The sequence below is a fragment of the Methylobacterium gregans genome, assembly GCF_022179245.1.
Lineage (GTDB): Bacteria > Pseudomonadota > Alphaproteobacteria > Rhizobiales > Beijerinckiaceae > Methylobacterium > Methylobacterium gregans.
Genome location: NZ_BPQM01000016.1, coordinates 1 through 13,925, shown reverse-complemented (window position 1 = coordinate 13,925; position 13,925 = coordinate 1). Strand labels below are relative to the sequence as shown.

Genomic DNA, 13,925 nt, shown 5'->3' with positions numbered 1-13,925 from the left:
TCACCGCCGAGACCTCCTCGGTTGTCGAGGGCAGCACCACGGCCAGCGGCATCTTGCGGTAGGCGGTCAGCCCGTCCGTCTCGAAGGCGCGGCGCTCGTCCTCGCTGGTGACGAGGGCCTCGGGCCCGACCAGGGGGCGAAGGCCGGCCAGGATCGTCTCGCGGCGGGCGAGGATCCCGGGATCCGGGTCCGGAAAGCGGATCGACATGACGTTGGCGTCCTCTGGCGTCTCGTCCCGGTGCCGTGCCCGCTCCCGACCTTCGTCCGTGGGCGCTGGGGCGGCTGGCCGGCGGTTTGGCGGGGATGTTAGCGGATCCTGGCGCTCTGATCCAAGTGCGTCGCCCACCGGATCCGCCGCGTGCGGGAGCAAACGTACCGGCGAGCGGGCCGGCGGGAGGCTTGTCCCGCGTCCACGCGCCCTAGATGCCAAGCGGTCCAGTCTTGACCTGTTCTAAGGGCTCAAGCTCTGCCATAAACCCAGGCGGCGTAGATCCGCCCAACGGAGGAAAAACGAATGCGTCACATGATCCTCGGCGCCGCCCTCGCGCTGCTCCTGCCCGTCGCCGCCCAGGCAGAGGGCGACGCGGCGGCCGGCGAGAAGGCGTTCGCGCCCTGCAAGGCGTGCCACAATTTCGAGAAGAACGGCGTGGGACCGGACCTGAAGGGCGTCGTCGGCCGCAAGGCGGGCACCTATGAGGGCTACAACTACTCGGCCGCCCTGAAGAACTCGGGCCTGACCTGGGACGAGGCCAACCTCAAGGAGTGGCTGAAGGACCCGAAGGCCAAGGTGCCGGGCAACAAGATGGTCTATCCGGGCCTGAAGGACGAGAAGAAGCTCGACGACGTGATCGCCTATCTCAAGTCCAAGAGCTGATCTCCAAGAGCTGATCCGAGAATTTGTCGGAGGGGGGACCGGCGCTACGGTCCATCCGGGCCGCTCCCGCATCGGCGGGGGCGGCCTTCTCGTTTCCGCACCTCAGCAGGGGACGCCTCCGTGCAGCCCGTTGCGCAGGGTGACGAGCGTGTCGAGGAGCGCCCGGCGCCCCTCCATGTCGAGGCCCGTCATGCCGCCGGCCTGATTCGGGACGCAGGCGAGTTCCTCGCGCAAGGCGCGCCCCTCCGGCGTCAGAAAGATGCTGACCTGCCGCTCGTCGACCCGGTCCCGCGCGCGGCGCACGCGGCCCGACGCCTCCAGCCGCTTGAGCAGGGGCGTCAGCGTGCCCGAATCGAGGAACAGGCGGTTGCCGATCTCCTTTACGGTCAGCCCCTCCTCCTCCCAGAGGACCAGCAGAACCAGATATTGCGGGTAGGTCAGGTCGTGCTGGCCCAGCAGGGCGCGGTAGGTGCGGCCGAAGGCGTGCGCGGCCGCGTAGACGGCGAAGCAGAGTTGATTGTCGAGGCGCTGCGGGTCGGCCGGGTCGATGGTGCGGGCTGGTGGAACGTCGCCCTCGGTCTTGCGCGGCGCGCGGGCCGCAGCGTCTGGTCGGCTTGACATGAAACTCAACTCCCGTCCGGCCACCCGAGCCAGACCGCCCATCGCCAGCATGAAAGCAACATCCTAGCCACTGGGCCGTTCGCGCACAATGAACTGACCGCAAGGCACCTATCGATTGCGCGCAATTGAGACCTGCGGCCGCATCTGGCATATAGGTTGCGCGCAATCGTTTTTGGCTTTCACCGGAACGCCGCGGAGCTTGGGGTCGCGTCTCGCGACCGATCGCCGAAGTCCACGCGGATCCTGAAGAGGACGAGGAGATTATCATGCAGGCACTCTACACCGCCCATGCCCAGGCGACCGGCGGCCGCGAGGGTTCCGCCGCCTCGAACGACGAACGGCTGAGCGTCGGCCTCGCCACCCCGAAGGAACTCGGCGGCAACGGCGGTCCCGGCACCAATCCCGAGCAGCTCTTCGCGGCCGGCTACGCCGCCTGCTTCCTCGGCGCGATCAAGTTCGTGGCCGCGCAGGACAAGGTGAAGATCCCGGAGGACGCGAAGGTCGAGGCCGAGGTCGGCATCGGCAAGCGCGACGACGGCACTGGCTTCGGCCTCACCGTCGCCCTCCGTGCCACGCTGCCGGGCATCGAGCACGCCCAAGCCGAAGACATCGTCCGGCGCGCCGACGTGGTCTGTCCCTACTCGCACGCCACCCGCGGCAACATCCGGGTCGACGTCTCGGCGGCCTGACCGTCGGACCATCGCGTCGGCAGGACCGGCGCAGGCGAAACTCCAAGGGCGAGCCTGGTCGAGCGACCGGGCTCGCCCTCTCACGTCGGGGCTTGCCGAAACGCGCGCTCACGGGACCTGGACGAGGTGCCCACTCTCCTGCGCGGGAGCGGGGGCTCGGCGCGGTTCGGGCCCGCTTCGAGGATCGCCGCCGACTTTTCGGGCCGTGTGTGAGGGCGCGAAGGCGGCCTTCGTCCCCAAAAACGAAAGGGCCCGCCGGCGCGAGGGGATCGCGGCGGCAGGCCCTGTTCCGCACCGGCGGGGTGCGGCGATTCTCTCTGGCGCGACCGTCAGACGGCGATGCGCTCCTCGACCTCGTTCGGCTCGCGCAGCACGTAGCCGCGGCCCCAGACGGTCTCGATGTAGTTGCGGCCCTGGCTGGCGTTGGCGAGCTTCTTGCGCAGCTTGCAGATGAAGACGTCGATGATCTTCAGCTCGGGCTCGTCCATGCCGCCGTAGAGGTGGTTGAGGAACATCTCCTTGGTCAGCGTCGTGCCCTTCCGGAGCGAGAGGAGTTCCAGCATCTGGTACTCCTTGCCGGTGAGGTGCACGCGGGCGCCGCCGACCTCGACGGTCTTCTGGTCGAGGTTCACCACGAGGTCGCCCGTGGTGATCACCGACTGGGCGTGGCCCTTCGAGCGGCGCACGATCGCGTGGATGCGGGCGACGAGCTCGTCCTTGTGGAAGGGTTTGGTCAGGTAGTCGTCGGCGCCGAAGCCGAGGCCCTTCACCTTGTCCTCGATGCCGGCCATGCCCGACAGGATCAGGATCGGCGTCTTGACCTTGGCGACGCGCAGGCTCCGCAGAACCTCGTAGCCCGACATGTCGGGGAGGTTCAGGTCGAGCAGGATGATATCGTAATCGTAGAGCTTGCCGAGATCGACGCCCTCCTCACCGAGATCGGTGGTGTAGGTGTTGAAGTTCTCGGACTTGAGCATCAGCTCGATGCTCTGCGCCGTGGCGCTGTCGTCCTCGATCAGAAGTACCCGCATCGTCGGTCCCCAGCCCCGCCGGCCGCATATCGCACGGACACGTCCCCGCCGCGCTCGCCCACGGTCCTGTGGAAGAGCGTTGCCACGACATTGACGTACGACGCTATGCGTTAATCGTTAACAAAACCTGATTCCGGGTTGCAAGCGATCCGTTCGCATCTCACCCGGGCCGGAGCCCGAGTCGTTGACGGTCTGTTCTCACAGCTACCGCAACGCCGTGCGTACCAAACGCTCGATCCCCTGCCCAAGTGCCTCGCCCGCAACGGATCCCTCCCCCCTGTTGCCTGCCGGTCACGCCGGCTCGGCTTGTCGGCCCGGAGCCCGAAGGCTCCTGTCCGGCATCGAGGGTACGGGTCGCTACAAGCCCGATGAGCGCAGTGTTAAGGAGGGAGGTAAACGAAGCGTTGAGAGGGGTGGGGGTGTCGCAGAATCCTCCGGCAAGGACCTCGCTGCCCTCGCTCGCGGCCCTGCGGGCCGCGCTGGAGCGGGTCGAGACGGTCGAGACCTACGGCCGCGTGGTGGCGATCCGCGGGCTGCTCGTCGAGGTGGCGGGCCCGGTCTCGGCGATGCGCCTCGGCGGCCGGCTCGATGTCGAGGGCGCGGCCGGCCTCATCCCTTGCGAGGTGATCGGCTTCCAGGGCGACCGGGCGCTTGCCATGCCGTTCGGCTCTCTGGAGGGCGTGCGCCGCGGCTGCCCGGCCTTCGTGCGGGACGAGGCCGCCGGCGCGATCCGCCCGTCCCAGGGCTGGCTCGGCCGGGTGATCGACGCCCTCGGACGCCCCGTCGACGGGCTCGGGCCCCTGCCGCAGGGGCCGGAGATCTATCCCCTGCGGGCCGACCCGCCCCCGGCCCATGCGCGGCGCCGGGTGGGAACGCCGCTCGATCTCGGGGTGCGCTGCATCAACACCTTCCTGACCATGTGCGCCGGCCAGCGCATGGGCATCTTCGCCGGCTCTGGCGTCGGCAAGTCGGTGCTGCTCTCGATGCTCGCCCGCTACACCGCCGCGGACGTCGCGGTGATCGGCCTCGTCGGCGAGCGGGGCCGCGAGGTGCAGGAATTCCTGCAGGACGATCTCGGGGCGGCGGGCCTCGCCCGCTCGGTCGTGGTGGTGGCGACCTCCGACGAGCCGGCCCTGATGCGCCGCAACGCCGCCTACGTGACGCTCTCGGTCGCCGAGCATTTTCGCGATCAGGGCGCGCGGGTGCTCTGCATGATCGACTCGATCACCCGCTTCGCCATGGCCCAGCGCGACATCGGCTTGGCCGCGGGCGAGCCGCCGACCGCCAAGGGCTACACGCCGACCGTGTTCTCCGAGCTGCCGCGCCTCTTGGAGCGGGCCGGGCCCGGGGTGGGGGAGGGGACCATCTCGGCGCTCTTCACGGTGCTGGTCGAGGGCGACGACCACAACGAGCCGGTGGCCGACGCGGTGCGGGGCATCCTCGACGGGCACATCGTGATGGAGCGCGCCATCGCCGAGCGCGGGCGCTACCCGGCGATCAACGTGCTGCGCTCGGTCTCCCGCACCATGCCGCGCTCCTGCGACCCGGCCTTCCTGCCGGTGGTGCGGCGCGCCCGCCGGGTGCTCGCCACCTACAGCGACATGGAGGAGCTGATCCGCCTCGGCGCCTACCGGGCCGGCTCCTCGGCGGAGGTCGACGAGGCGGTGGCGCTGATGCCGGATATCGAGGCTTTTCTGGGACAGGGTAAGGAAGAAGCAACGTCCATCGGCGAAGGTTACGCACGTCTCGCCCAGATCGTGGGGGCGGGTTGAGAGGCTGGTCCCGGCATGACCGGGCGGGGCCTCGATCGAAGCGTGGAGTGAGCGTCCCCCCATGAAATCGCGTGACACGCTGATCCGCCTGCGCCGCTTCCAGGTCGATGAGAAGCGCCGCCGCGTCACCCAGATCGAGATGATGATGGCCGACTTCCTGCGCATGGCGCAGGAGCTCGACCGAGAGATCGCCCAGGAGGAGGCCCGCGCAGGGATCTCCGACACCGCCCACTTCGCCTACCCGACCTATGCCCGCGCCGCCGCCGGCCGCCGGGACAACATGCGCCAGTCGGCCGCCGCGCTGGAGGACCAGCTCGCCGAGGCCAAGGCTGAGCTCGGCGAGGCCTTCGAGGACCTGAAGAAGGTCGAGATCTTGGACGACCGCGAGCGCTCCGCCGAGCGCGCCGCGGAGGCCGCCCGCGAGCAGGCCGCCATGGACGGCATCGGCCTCGGCCGCGCCCGGGCCTGAGCGTCCCTACCGCCGCGCCCTCGGCGCGGCGCGACCGTTCCGATTTCCGCGCGCCGCATCGCTGGCCCCGTGCCGCCGATGCGGCGCGCTCGCGCGTTGTTCCTCCAAGCCGCGCCGGCCGGACCGGTCGCACGGATCCGGGGAACGGGCGTGCCGCGAGCCGGCGCGATCTCCCTCTCTCTTCTCTGATATCCGTCGCCGTCGCCTTTGCGGGGGAGCGCCGCTTCGCGCCGGGCCGGGCCGAAGCCCCCTCGGCCCACGCTCCGCGTGCCCGGGACGAGCGCCGCGGAGGCGCCCGACCCGTTCGCGCCTTTCGCTACCGCGCGATCCCCGAAAGTCCCGGCCACGGGCTCGCGAGAGCCCCCGCATAGGGGGGCGATGCCGGTACCTCCTCTTCGGAGCAGCCGGGATCTTCGCCTGCCCCGTCGGCGGCGCCCAGCAGGAACCAGAGCAGGGCCGCGGTCTTGATCGAGAAGGGCGAGTCGCTGATGACGAGCAGCAGGCAGATATAGGTCGCGACGGCGCAGCGCAGGCGCCACGCATCCGCGCTGCCGATCGGCATCAGAACGAAGAGCAGCCACGCCGCCAGCCCGCCGACGAGCCCGATCTGGAGCAGCACGTAGGCGTAGCCCGCATCCGAGACGAACACCTTCTCGGGGCTGATCCCCAGCACGCCCTCGACGGGCAGCGCGGTGATGATGTCGGCGGCCACCAGCAGCCGCCCGACGAAGTTGTTGGTCCGGTCCGATGCCGTGCTCTCGAAGCCGCAGATCGCGAGCGCCAGCAGGATCGCGCAGGGCAGCGCGAACCAGAGCAGGCGCGGCAGCCGGTGGGCCGCCAGCATCGCGGCGGCAACCGCCACGCAGGCCACGGCGCCGAAGCGGGCATCCGCCAGGATGATGGTCACGGCCGCGCAGCCGAACAGCAGCGCCCGGCCGCGCATGCCCGGCCGGTAGAGCCCCCAGGCGAACAGGATCGCGCCGAAATTGCCCGCCGAGACCGGCTCGAGGAAGACCGAGGAGACGCGATGCGGCCCGAGGAAGGGCAGGATCGTGCGCGCGTCCGGCCGCACCCCGCTCACGAAGAGCGAGCCGGTGAGGCCGTTGATCTCCGCCGCCGTCATGGTGCCGCGGGCGATGTAGTAGCGCACGATGTTGAAGCACTGCTCGTAGACCGGCAGGGCCGCGTACTCGAACACGCCCATCGCCACCACGACGAGCCCCGCGGCGAGCGCCGCGCGGTCGGCGTCGCGGATGTCGGGCGCGCGCAGGCCGAGATTGTAGAAGGCGACCGGGATCAGCAGGTCGCGGATCATCTTCGGGTCGGTCGAGCCCCGCAGCACGAGGATCAGGATCGCGTAGGCCGCCAGGGCCGCGAGGACCAGCCAGGGGCCGGCGCGCGCGTCGAGCGCGAAGGCCAGCGCCAGCATCACGATGCAGGCCTCCGCACCGGCGACCGTGCCGCCGGTCACGGGCAAGCCGACCGTGTTGAGACAGCAGAGCCCGGCGTTGAACAGGAGCGCGCCCATCAGCGCGCAGTGCGCGGCGCGCGACTGGTAGGGCGCCCGCGCGTCCACGGCGGTCACGCGGGTCTCACGGCCACGGCGGCGGTCCGCGGCACCGTGCGGCGGGCGATCCGCGCCCGGGCCGGCTGCGCCGCGACGATCCCGATCAGGCCCGCGCGCCGGAAGCGGCCGCTCCCGTCCAGGATCTCGATCACCCGCTCGAGGCCGCCGCGCGTGGTCCGCCCCGGGGCGATCACCAGCACGATCGCGTCCGAGGTCTCGGGGATCGCGAGCCAGCTCTCGCCGTCCGTGAAGTCGCGCTCGGTGACCACCAGCCCGTGCGCCGCCGGGGCCGGCAGCGGCCGGAGGCCGATGCTACCGTCGCGCCCGCCTGCGGGCTCCGCGAGCGTCCGCTGCGGGCGCAGCGTGCCCGGCACGAGGCGCGCCGGCTCGCCCAGCCGGATCAGGAGCTCGGTGAGGATGTGGGCCGTGCGCAGGCGCTCCGCTCCGAGCCCCTCGGAGGCGACCGTGATCGTCGCGCCGGACCGGGCGGCGAGGCGGTCGCGCAGCGCCCGGGCCACCGCGACGAGCGCCTGCTCGGCATCCGGATCGCCGCGCCCGGCGCGGTGCTGCGCGGGCAGTCGTGCCCAGACAGGCAGGCCGGAGGCGCTCAGGGCGGCGGCCGAGGCGAAGGTCCCGCGCCAGCGATCGAACAGGAAGCCGGCGGCGAGGCCCAGCACGGCGCCGACCAGGGTGCCGGCCGCGGCGATGATCGGCATCGGCGTGTCGGAGGGCTTCAGCGGCGGCGTGGCCTGGGAGACGATCTGCGAGTTGCTCGGATTGATCACCTCCTGCTGTTCGAGGTCCTTGGAGCGGCCGAGCACGAGGTTGTAGGTGCGCCGGATCGCCTCGGCCTCGCTCTCGAGCTGGCGCAGGCGGATCCCCTCCTCGTTGCTGCTGGTCTGCGACGAGACCAGCGCCTCCGCCCGCCGGCGCAGGAGCTTCAGGCCCTCCTCGCCGCGGCGCACGTCCTCGTCGATGGTGCGGCGGATGCGGTCGGCCTCCGCCGCGATCAGCCGCACGGTCGCGGCGCGCTGGGCCGCGAGCGCGATCATCTGCGGGTGGTTCTGGCCCAGGCTGCGCGAGAGCTGGGCGATCTCCTGCGTGCTCTGGGCGTGCTGGGCGCGCAGTGAGATCATCACCGCGGAGGCGCCCGCCTCCGGCGTCGCGGGCGGCCCGTCGGCGGCGGCCCAGGCCTTGGCCTTCTCGCGCCGGCCGGAGAGCCGGGCGAGCTCGGCTTCCGCCGTGGTGATCTGCCCGTAGAGGTCGCGCAGCTGCTGCGAGACGAGAAGGCCGGACTCGCCCGAGCCGATCAGCCCCTTGTCGGCCCGGTAGCGCTCGACGGCGAGATCGGCCCGGTCGAGCTGCCCGCGCAGGTCGTTGAGCTGCGTCAGCAGCGTGTCGTTGGCGCGCCGGACCGCGGCGAGGCGGTCGCTCGCCGCGACCTCGAAATAGACCGCCGCCACCGTGTTGGCGATCTCGGCGGCGCGGCGCGGCTCGGGATAGGACGCGCTGAGCTGGAAGATCAGCGAGGTCTCGACCCGGCGCACGATCAGACGCTTGCGCAGGGCCTCGAGCGCCAGGCCTGCCCGGTCGATGCCGGGCTTGGCCCCGCGCACGAGGACCGGGTCCTCGGCGAGGTTCAGCCGCGCGACCACGCGATCCAGCACCTTGGCCGACAGCAGAATCAGCGACTGGCTCTCGAGGTTGGCGAAGTCGAGCTGCGCCGGCGTGTCGGTCCGGGCGAGGCCGCGCCCGACGATCTGGAGGGCCTGCGGATCGATCAGGATCTCGACGCTCGCGCGGTAGCTCGGCGTCTGCTTGAGCGCGAAGAGCGCACCGAGCCCACCGGCCATCAGGGCGCCCGCCACGATCCAGAACCAGCGCCGCCGCGCGGAGCCCCAGAGGTCCGCGAGCGTCCCGCCGGCCGGGGCGCCCGCGGGAGCGCCCGATGCTGCACCGGAAGGGCGGGGCCCCGGGACCGATCCGGTCGGCGGCAAGGCCCGCACCTGTTCCAAGACGTCACTCCGGTCGACGCAACACTGCTCGGCTCCAGAAATACTGTCCGATTGGTGACCAATCCCCACCGGTCGGCGCGAGTGACGCCTTCTCAATCTGAGACACGCGCTGAGACACGCGGCCCGTCCGACCGGTGCCGGTCCGCGGATTGGGCATCCTGAACCAGGCGCGGGACGGCCGCTCGACGAACCGGTAGCTCAGCCCCGCCAGGAGCGTGGTGGCGCCGACGATGCCGAGTGCCGCCGCGAGGTTGAGGAGCGGGCCGCCGAGATCGACGCTCGCGCCGGCCGCCGGAATCGAGGAGCGGGGCACCGCGTAGTGCAGTCCGGTGAGGACGACCTGCAGCACCGGCAGGTGGAGGAGGTAGATCGAGAAAGACCAGCGGCCGAGCGTCTGGGGTAGCCAGTGCCTGGCCGCGGCCGAGACGGTCCCGCGGCCGTGCGAGAACAGCGCGATCGCAGCGCTGAAGACGAGGGGTGCCCCGTAGGCCCAGTTTCCCGGCGGGACCAGGGTGGCGACCCCGAGGAGGAGGGCGAGCGCCAGGGCCTCGGCCCGGCCCGCCCAATGGTCCGGAACGCGCGCCGCATCGCGCAGGCAGTAGGCGAAGCAGCCGACGAACAGGTCGAACAGGCAGCGCAGGATGCCCCAGTCCTGGATGGCGAACAGGGTCCCGGGGCTCGCCGCGTGCAGGGCGAGGGCCGCGAGCAGGGCCAGTCCCGCGAAGGTCCAGCGCGCCCGCGGCCCCGCCAGCATCACGGTGCCGGCCAGCACCAGCGAGGCGTAGAACTCGACCGCGATGCTCCAAGAGGGGAAGTTCCAGCTGAACTCGCCGAAGGTGAGGAAGTCCTGCAGGAACAGTAGGTGGGTGAGCACCTCGACCGGCCGGTGCGCCGCACCGAAGGGCGGCGTCACCACCGGTGTGCCCGGATGGCCCGCGAGGTAGACGAGGCGCGCCACCTCCAGCGCGACCAGCAGCCCGAGTGTCGCGGCGTGGAGCGGCCACAGACGCCCGAACCGGGCCAGCATGAAGTGCAGCGCCTGGCGCGGGCTCGCCAGCCGGTCTCCGTAGCCGTGTAGCAGGACGAAGCCCGACAGCACGAAGAACACGTCGACGCAGAACTGCACGTTGTCGAAGCGCGGCGCGCCGTGCAACGGGTGCGCGAACGGCATGTGGAAGAAGGCGACCGCGAGCGCGCAGACGCCCCGCAGGGCGTCGAGCGTTTCGAAACGGGACGCCGATCCCGGTCCCGTATCCGACCTCTGTTCCATCGTCGCGCGTTCCCGTCCGGCAGCGGGAGCGGCGCGCGCTCCCTCGATCCCGGGCAGCAGGACCGATGCCGTAACGAGATGTGAATCGCCGTCTCGATCCGGGTCTAGGGTCGGTTGGTTTCTGGTTTACCACGGATCCGGAACGGGTTTGACTTTCTTTCGCTCCGGGTTTTACCTGTAAAACAGGCTAATTTACAGGAGACCGTGATGGTTTCGCCGGAAGCAATTCGCAATATTCTCGCGCGGAACGAGGCTCTCGCCCCGATCGCCGGGGAGATCTCGGAGGACGAAAACCTGTTCGACAAGGGTCTCGACTCGTTCGGCTCGGTGCAGCTCATGCTGGCGCTGGAGGAGCACTTCGACGTCGAGTTTCCCGACCATCTGCTGAGCCGGAAATCGTTCTCGACGATCCGCAGCATCCGCGAGACCGTCTCGAGCCTGGTCCAGGCGGAAGCCGCCTGACCATGCTGGCCGAGCGCTTCGCCCGCGCCGCCTCGGTGGCGGCGCTTCACGCCGACGCGGTGGACCGCGAAGGCCGCTTCCCCGCGGAAGCGGTCGCCGCCCTGAAGGCCGAGCGCCTTCTGGGCCTCCAGATCCCGCGGCAGTTCGGCGGCGAGGGCTCCGGCCTCACGGACATCGCGGAGGGCTGCTTCGCGCTCGGCCAATCCTGCAGCGCGGCGGCGATGGTCTTCGCCATGCACCACATCAAGGTGTCGAGCCTCGTCAGCCACGGGCTCGACAGCGCGTGGCACTGCCGCCTGATGGAGCGGATCGCGGGCGAGCAACTGCTCGTCGCCTCCTCCACCACCGAGGCCGGCATCGGCGGCGACCTGCGCAACAGCCTCTGCGCCGTCGAGGCGGAGGGCGCGACGTTCGCCCTGGGCAAGGACGCCTCGGTGATCTCCTACGGTGCGCAGGCCGACCTGATCCTCGCCACCGCCCGGCGCAACGCCGAGGCGGCCACCTCCGATCAGGTGCTGGTGGCGCTCATGGCCGACCAGATCACGCTGGAGCGCACCAGCACCTGGGACACGCTCGGCATGCGCGGCACCTGCAGCGACGGCTTCCGGCTGGAGGCGCGCGGCGTGCCGGTCGAGCAGATCCTGCCCAAGCCCTTCGCGGAGATCGCCGCGCAGTCGATGCTCGCCGCCTCGCACCTGCTCTGGAGCAGCGTGTGGTTCGGCATCGCGAGCTACGCGGTCGACCGCGCCCGGGTCTTCGTGCAGGCCGAGGCCCGCAAACGGCAGGGCCAAGTGCCGCCGACCGCGCTGCGGCTCGCCGAACTGTCGAACGCGCTGCAGGCCATGAAGGCGACGCTGGTCTCGGCGCTGCGCCGCTTCGAGGACGCGCAGGGGAACGCCGACCTTCTCGACTCGCTCGCCTTCTCGGTGATGCTCAACAACCTGAAGACGACCGCCTCCGACATGGCGGTCGACATCGTCCAGCGCGCGCTCGGGATCGTCGGACTCGCCGGGTACAAGAACGGCACCCCCTTCAGCCTCGGCCGCCCCTTACGCGACGTCCTCTCGGCGCCGCTGATGATCGGCAACGACCGCATCCTCGCCAACACCGCCAAGCTCCTGCTCGTGCAGAAGAGCGCTGGCCAGCTCATGAGCGCGTGATGGAATCGCTAGCTTCCGCCCCGACCTTCTGCGAGCCCCTCGACGACGACGGCCTCTCCGAGCCGACCTTCCTCGACCGGCTCTTCGACCAGGGCCTCCTGGTCCGCACGGGCGTCGACGGCCTCTACGGCCGCAGCGGCGCCTTCGAGAGCGTGGTCGAGGCTCTCGACCGGCTGATCGGGCGCCTCGGTGCGGCCGACAACGCCGAGGTGCTGCGCTTTCCCCCCGGCATGAGCCGCCCGGCCTTCGAGCGCTCGGGCTATCTCAAGGGCTTCCCGAACCTCGCCGGCACCGTGCACAGCTTCTGCGGCCACGAGGGCGAGCACGCGAAGCTGCTGGCCTGCGTCGAGGCCGGTGAGGACTGGACGGCGGGCCAGAAGGCCACCGACATCGTGCTGACGCCGGCCGCCTGCTACCCACTCTACCCGGTCGCGGCGGCCCGCGGGGCGCTCCCGGCGGAGGGCCGGCTGTTCGACCTGCAATCCTACTGCTTCCGGCGCGAGCCCTCGCTGGAACCGACCCGGATGCAACTCTTCCGGATGCGCGAGTACGTGCGCATGGGCAGCCCCGACCAGGTGCTGGCCTTCCGCGAATCCTGGCTGGAGCGCGGCACCCAGATGATCCGCGACCTCGCGCTCCCGCTCGCGATCGACGCCGCCAACGACCCGTTCTTCGGGCGCGCCGGCCGCATGCTCGCCAACAACCAGCGGGCACAGGGGCTGAAATTCGAGCTGAACGTGCCGGTCAACAGCGTCGAGAAGCCGACCGCCTGCCTCAGCTTCAACTACCATCAGGACCATTTCGGCACGACCTGGGGCCTTACTCAGGCCGACGGCAGCGTCGCCCACACGGCCTGCGTCGGCTTCGGGCTGGAGCGGATCACCCTGGCGCTGCTGCGCCATCACGGCCTCGACCTCGCCGCCTGGCCCGAGGCCGTGCGCCGGGTGCTCTGGGGCTGAGGCGGTGAGCGCCGCCCTCGACCTAGCGCGGCCGGAGCCCGCCCCGGCCTACATCGCGCACCCGCTGCACGCCGCCGACCGGCACTGGCCGGAGACGAACTGCTACGTCGATCTCTGGATCGAGCTGCTGCACGGGCGCGGCCTGGTGCCCGAGGCGCTGCTGGGCTTCACCCTGCGGCAGGATTTCGAGGGCGACCAGTTCACCTTCTTCAAGCCGCCTTCCGCCGACATCGACCGGCTCTACGGGTTGGAGATCCACGAGCTCGCGGTCTACGACGGGCTGGAGCGGCACGCCCTCGTGCAGGCCGCGCGCGGCTGCCCGGTCCTTGTCGAGGTCGACGCGCTCTACCTGCCCGACACCGCGGGCACGACCTACGGCCGGAGCCACGCCAAGACCACGATCGGCATCCTGGCGCTCGACCCCGGGGCCAGGACGCTCGACTACCTGCACAATGCCGGCCGCTTCACGCTGTCGGGCGCCGATTACGAGGGCATCTTCGCCCCCGCCGCGCTGCCGCCCTACGCGGAGTTCGTGAAGGCGGGTGCCCCGCCGCTGCCGGACGCCGAGCTCCCGGGCGCGGCCCTCGACCTGCTCCGGCGCCATCGCGCCCGGGCGCCGGCGCGGAACCCGATCCTCGCCTTCCAGGCGGCACTCTCGCGAAGCGCAGACGCGCTGGTCGAGCGCTCGCTCGGTGTGTTCCACGCCTATGCCTTCAACACCACGCGCCAGCTCGGAGCGAACTTCGAGTTGCTCGGCAGCCACCTGCGCTGGCTCGACGGGCACGGCGCGGCCGATCTCGCAGCGGCGGCCGAGGCGGCGGGGACGCTGGCACAGGAGGCCAAGACCTTCCAGTTCCAGCTCGCCCGCGCCTTCCACCGCCGCAGCGCGCAGAACCTCGGCGCGCGCCTCGACAACGCGGCGGCACAGTACGATGCGGTGTTCACGACGCTGGATCGTGCGCTGGCTTGAAGGTCCTCCTGTGCGGTGCGGACCCCCCTTCCCCGCGTGCGGGGAAAGGGGGTCCGCACCGCACAG

General features: G+C 71.0%; 13 protein-coding genes and 1 pseudogene. 8 read left to right on the top strand and 6 right to left on the bottom strand.

Annotation, left to right across the window (positions count from 1 at the left end; all coding sequences use genetic code 11):
* Positions 1 to 208: pseudogene (locus tag MFF54_RS03810) on the bottom strand (FAD-binding oxidoreductase); the annotation flags it as partial.
* Between the two features lie 306 nt (positions 209 to 514).
* Between MFF54_RS03810 and MFF54_RS03805 the strand changes: the two are divergent.
* Complete coding sequence (locus MFF54_RS03805) at positions 515 to 874, top strand: c-type cytochrome (RefSeq protein ID WP_066925012.1); 360 nt, start codon at positions 515 to 517, stop codon at positions 872 to 874.
* Between the two features lie 102 nt (positions 875 to 976).
* On the opposite strand, the gene MFF54_RS03800 is transcribed toward MFF54_RS03805, so the two are convergent.
* Positions 977 to 1,495, bottom strand: coding sequence for a MarR family winged helix-turn-helix transcriptional regulator (locus MFF54_RS03800; RefSeq protein ID WP_238301306.1), 519 nt, complete (start codon positions 1,493 to 1,495; stop codon positions 977 to 979).
* A 266-nt stretch (positions 1,496 to 1,761) separates the two neighbouring features.
* On the opposite strand from MFF54_RS03800, the gene MFF54_RS03795 reads away from it, so the two are divergent.
* Complete coding sequence (locus tag MFF54_RS03795) at positions 1,762 to 2,184, top strand: organic hydroperoxide resistance protein (protein ID WP_238301305.1); 423 nt, start codon at positions 1,762 to 1,764, stop codon at positions 2,182 to 2,184.
* Positions 2,185 to 2,513: 329 nt separating this feature from the next.
* Here the strand turns inward: MFF54_RS03795 and ctrA are convergent, their stop codons facing one another.
* Complete coding sequence (gene ctrA, locus MFF54_RS03790) at positions 2,514 to 3,215, bottom strand: response regulator transcription factor CtrA (RefSeq protein WP_066927780.1); 702 nt, start codon at positions 3,213 to 3,215, stop codon at positions 2,514 to 2,516.
* A gap of 419 nt (positions 3,216 to 3,634) precedes the next feature.
* On the opposite strand from ctrA, the gene fliI reads away from it, so the two are divergent.
* Both fliI and fliJ read left to right on the top strand, forming a co-directional pair.
* Positions 3,635 to 4,987, top strand: coding sequence for a flagellar protein export ATPase FliI (gene fliI, locus MFF54_RS03785; RefSeq protein WP_238301304.1), 1,353 nt, complete (start codon positions 3,635 to 3,637; stop codon positions 4,985 to 4,987).
* Between the two features lie 61 nt (positions 4,988 to 5,048).
* A complete protein-coding gene (fliJ, locus tag MFF54_RS03780; RefSeq protein ID WP_066918072.1) occupies positions 5,049 to 5,456 on the top strand; it encodes a flagellar export protein FliJ in 408 nt (135 codons plus the stop codon).
* 316 nt (positions 5,457 to 5,772) lie between these two features.
* On the opposite strand, the gene MFF54_RS03775 is transcribed toward fliJ, so the two are convergent.
* Genes MFF54_RS03775 through MFF54_RS03765 form a run of 3 tightly spaced genes read right to left on the bottom strand, consistent with a single transcriptional unit; the run spans position 5,773 to position 10,308 of the window.
* The gene (locus tag MFF54_RS03775) at positions 5,773 to 7,041 is read right to left on the bottom strand and encodes a hypothetical protein (protein ID WP_238301303.1); all 1,269 of its coding nucleotides are present in this window, start codon (positions 7,039 to 7,041) and stop codon (positions 5,773 to 5,775) included.
* Positions 7,038 to 9,029: a GumC family protein gene (locus MFF54_RS03770; protein WP_238301307.1), complete on the bottom strand. Its 1,992-nt coding sequence runs from the start codon at positions 9,027 to 9,029 to the stop codon at positions 7,038 to 7,040. Before MFF54_RS03770 ends, MFF54_RS03775 begins: the two co-directional genes overlap by 4 nt.
* Before the next feature lie 13 nt (positions 9,030 to 9,042).
* Positions 9,043 to 10,308 (bottom strand): acyltransferase family protein, encoded by a 1,266-nt coding sequence (locus MFF54_RS03765; RefSeq protein WP_238301302.1) that lies wholly within the window; start codon positions 10,306 to 10,308, stop codon positions 9,043 to 9,045.
* Positions 10,309 to 10,515: 207 nt separating this feature from the next.
* Between MFF54_RS03765 and MFF54_RS03760 the strand changes: the two genes are divergently transcribed.
* Genes MFF54_RS03760 through MFF54_RS03745 form a run of 4 tightly spaced genes read left to right on the top strand, consistent with a single transcriptional unit; the run spans position 10,516 to position 13,859 of the window.
* Positions 10,516 to 10,770 carry an acyl carrier protein gene (locus MFF54_RS03760; protein ID WP_238301301.1) on the top strand — a complete coding sequence of 85 codons (255 nt, stop codon included), beginning with the start codon at positions 10,516 to 10,518 and terminating at the stop codon, positions 10,768 to 10,770.
* 2 nt (positions 10,771 to 10,772) lie between these two features.
* Positions 10,773 to 11,930 (top strand): acyl-CoA dehydrogenase family protein, encoded by a 1,158-nt coding sequence (locus MFF54_RS03755; protein WP_238301300.1) that lies wholly within the window; start codon positions 10,773 to 10,775, stop codon positions 11,928 to 11,930.
* Positions 11,930 to 12,889 carry an amino acid--[acyl-carrier-protein] ligase gene (locus MFF54_RS03750; RefSeq protein ID WP_238301299.1) on the top strand — a complete coding sequence of 320 codons (960 nt, stop codon included), beginning with the start codon at positions 11,930 to 11,932 and terminating at the stop codon, positions 12,887 to 12,889. Before MFF54_RS03755 ends, MFF54_RS03750 begins: the two co-directional genes overlap by 1 nt.
* 4 nt (positions 12,890 to 12,893) lie before the next feature.
* Positions 12,894 to 13,859, top strand: coding sequence for a DUF1839 family protein (locus tag MFF54_RS03745; protein WP_238301298.1), 966 nt, complete (start codon positions 12,894 to 12,896; stop codon positions 13,857 to 13,859).
* Positions 13,860 to 13,925: the final 66 nt, after the last annotated feature.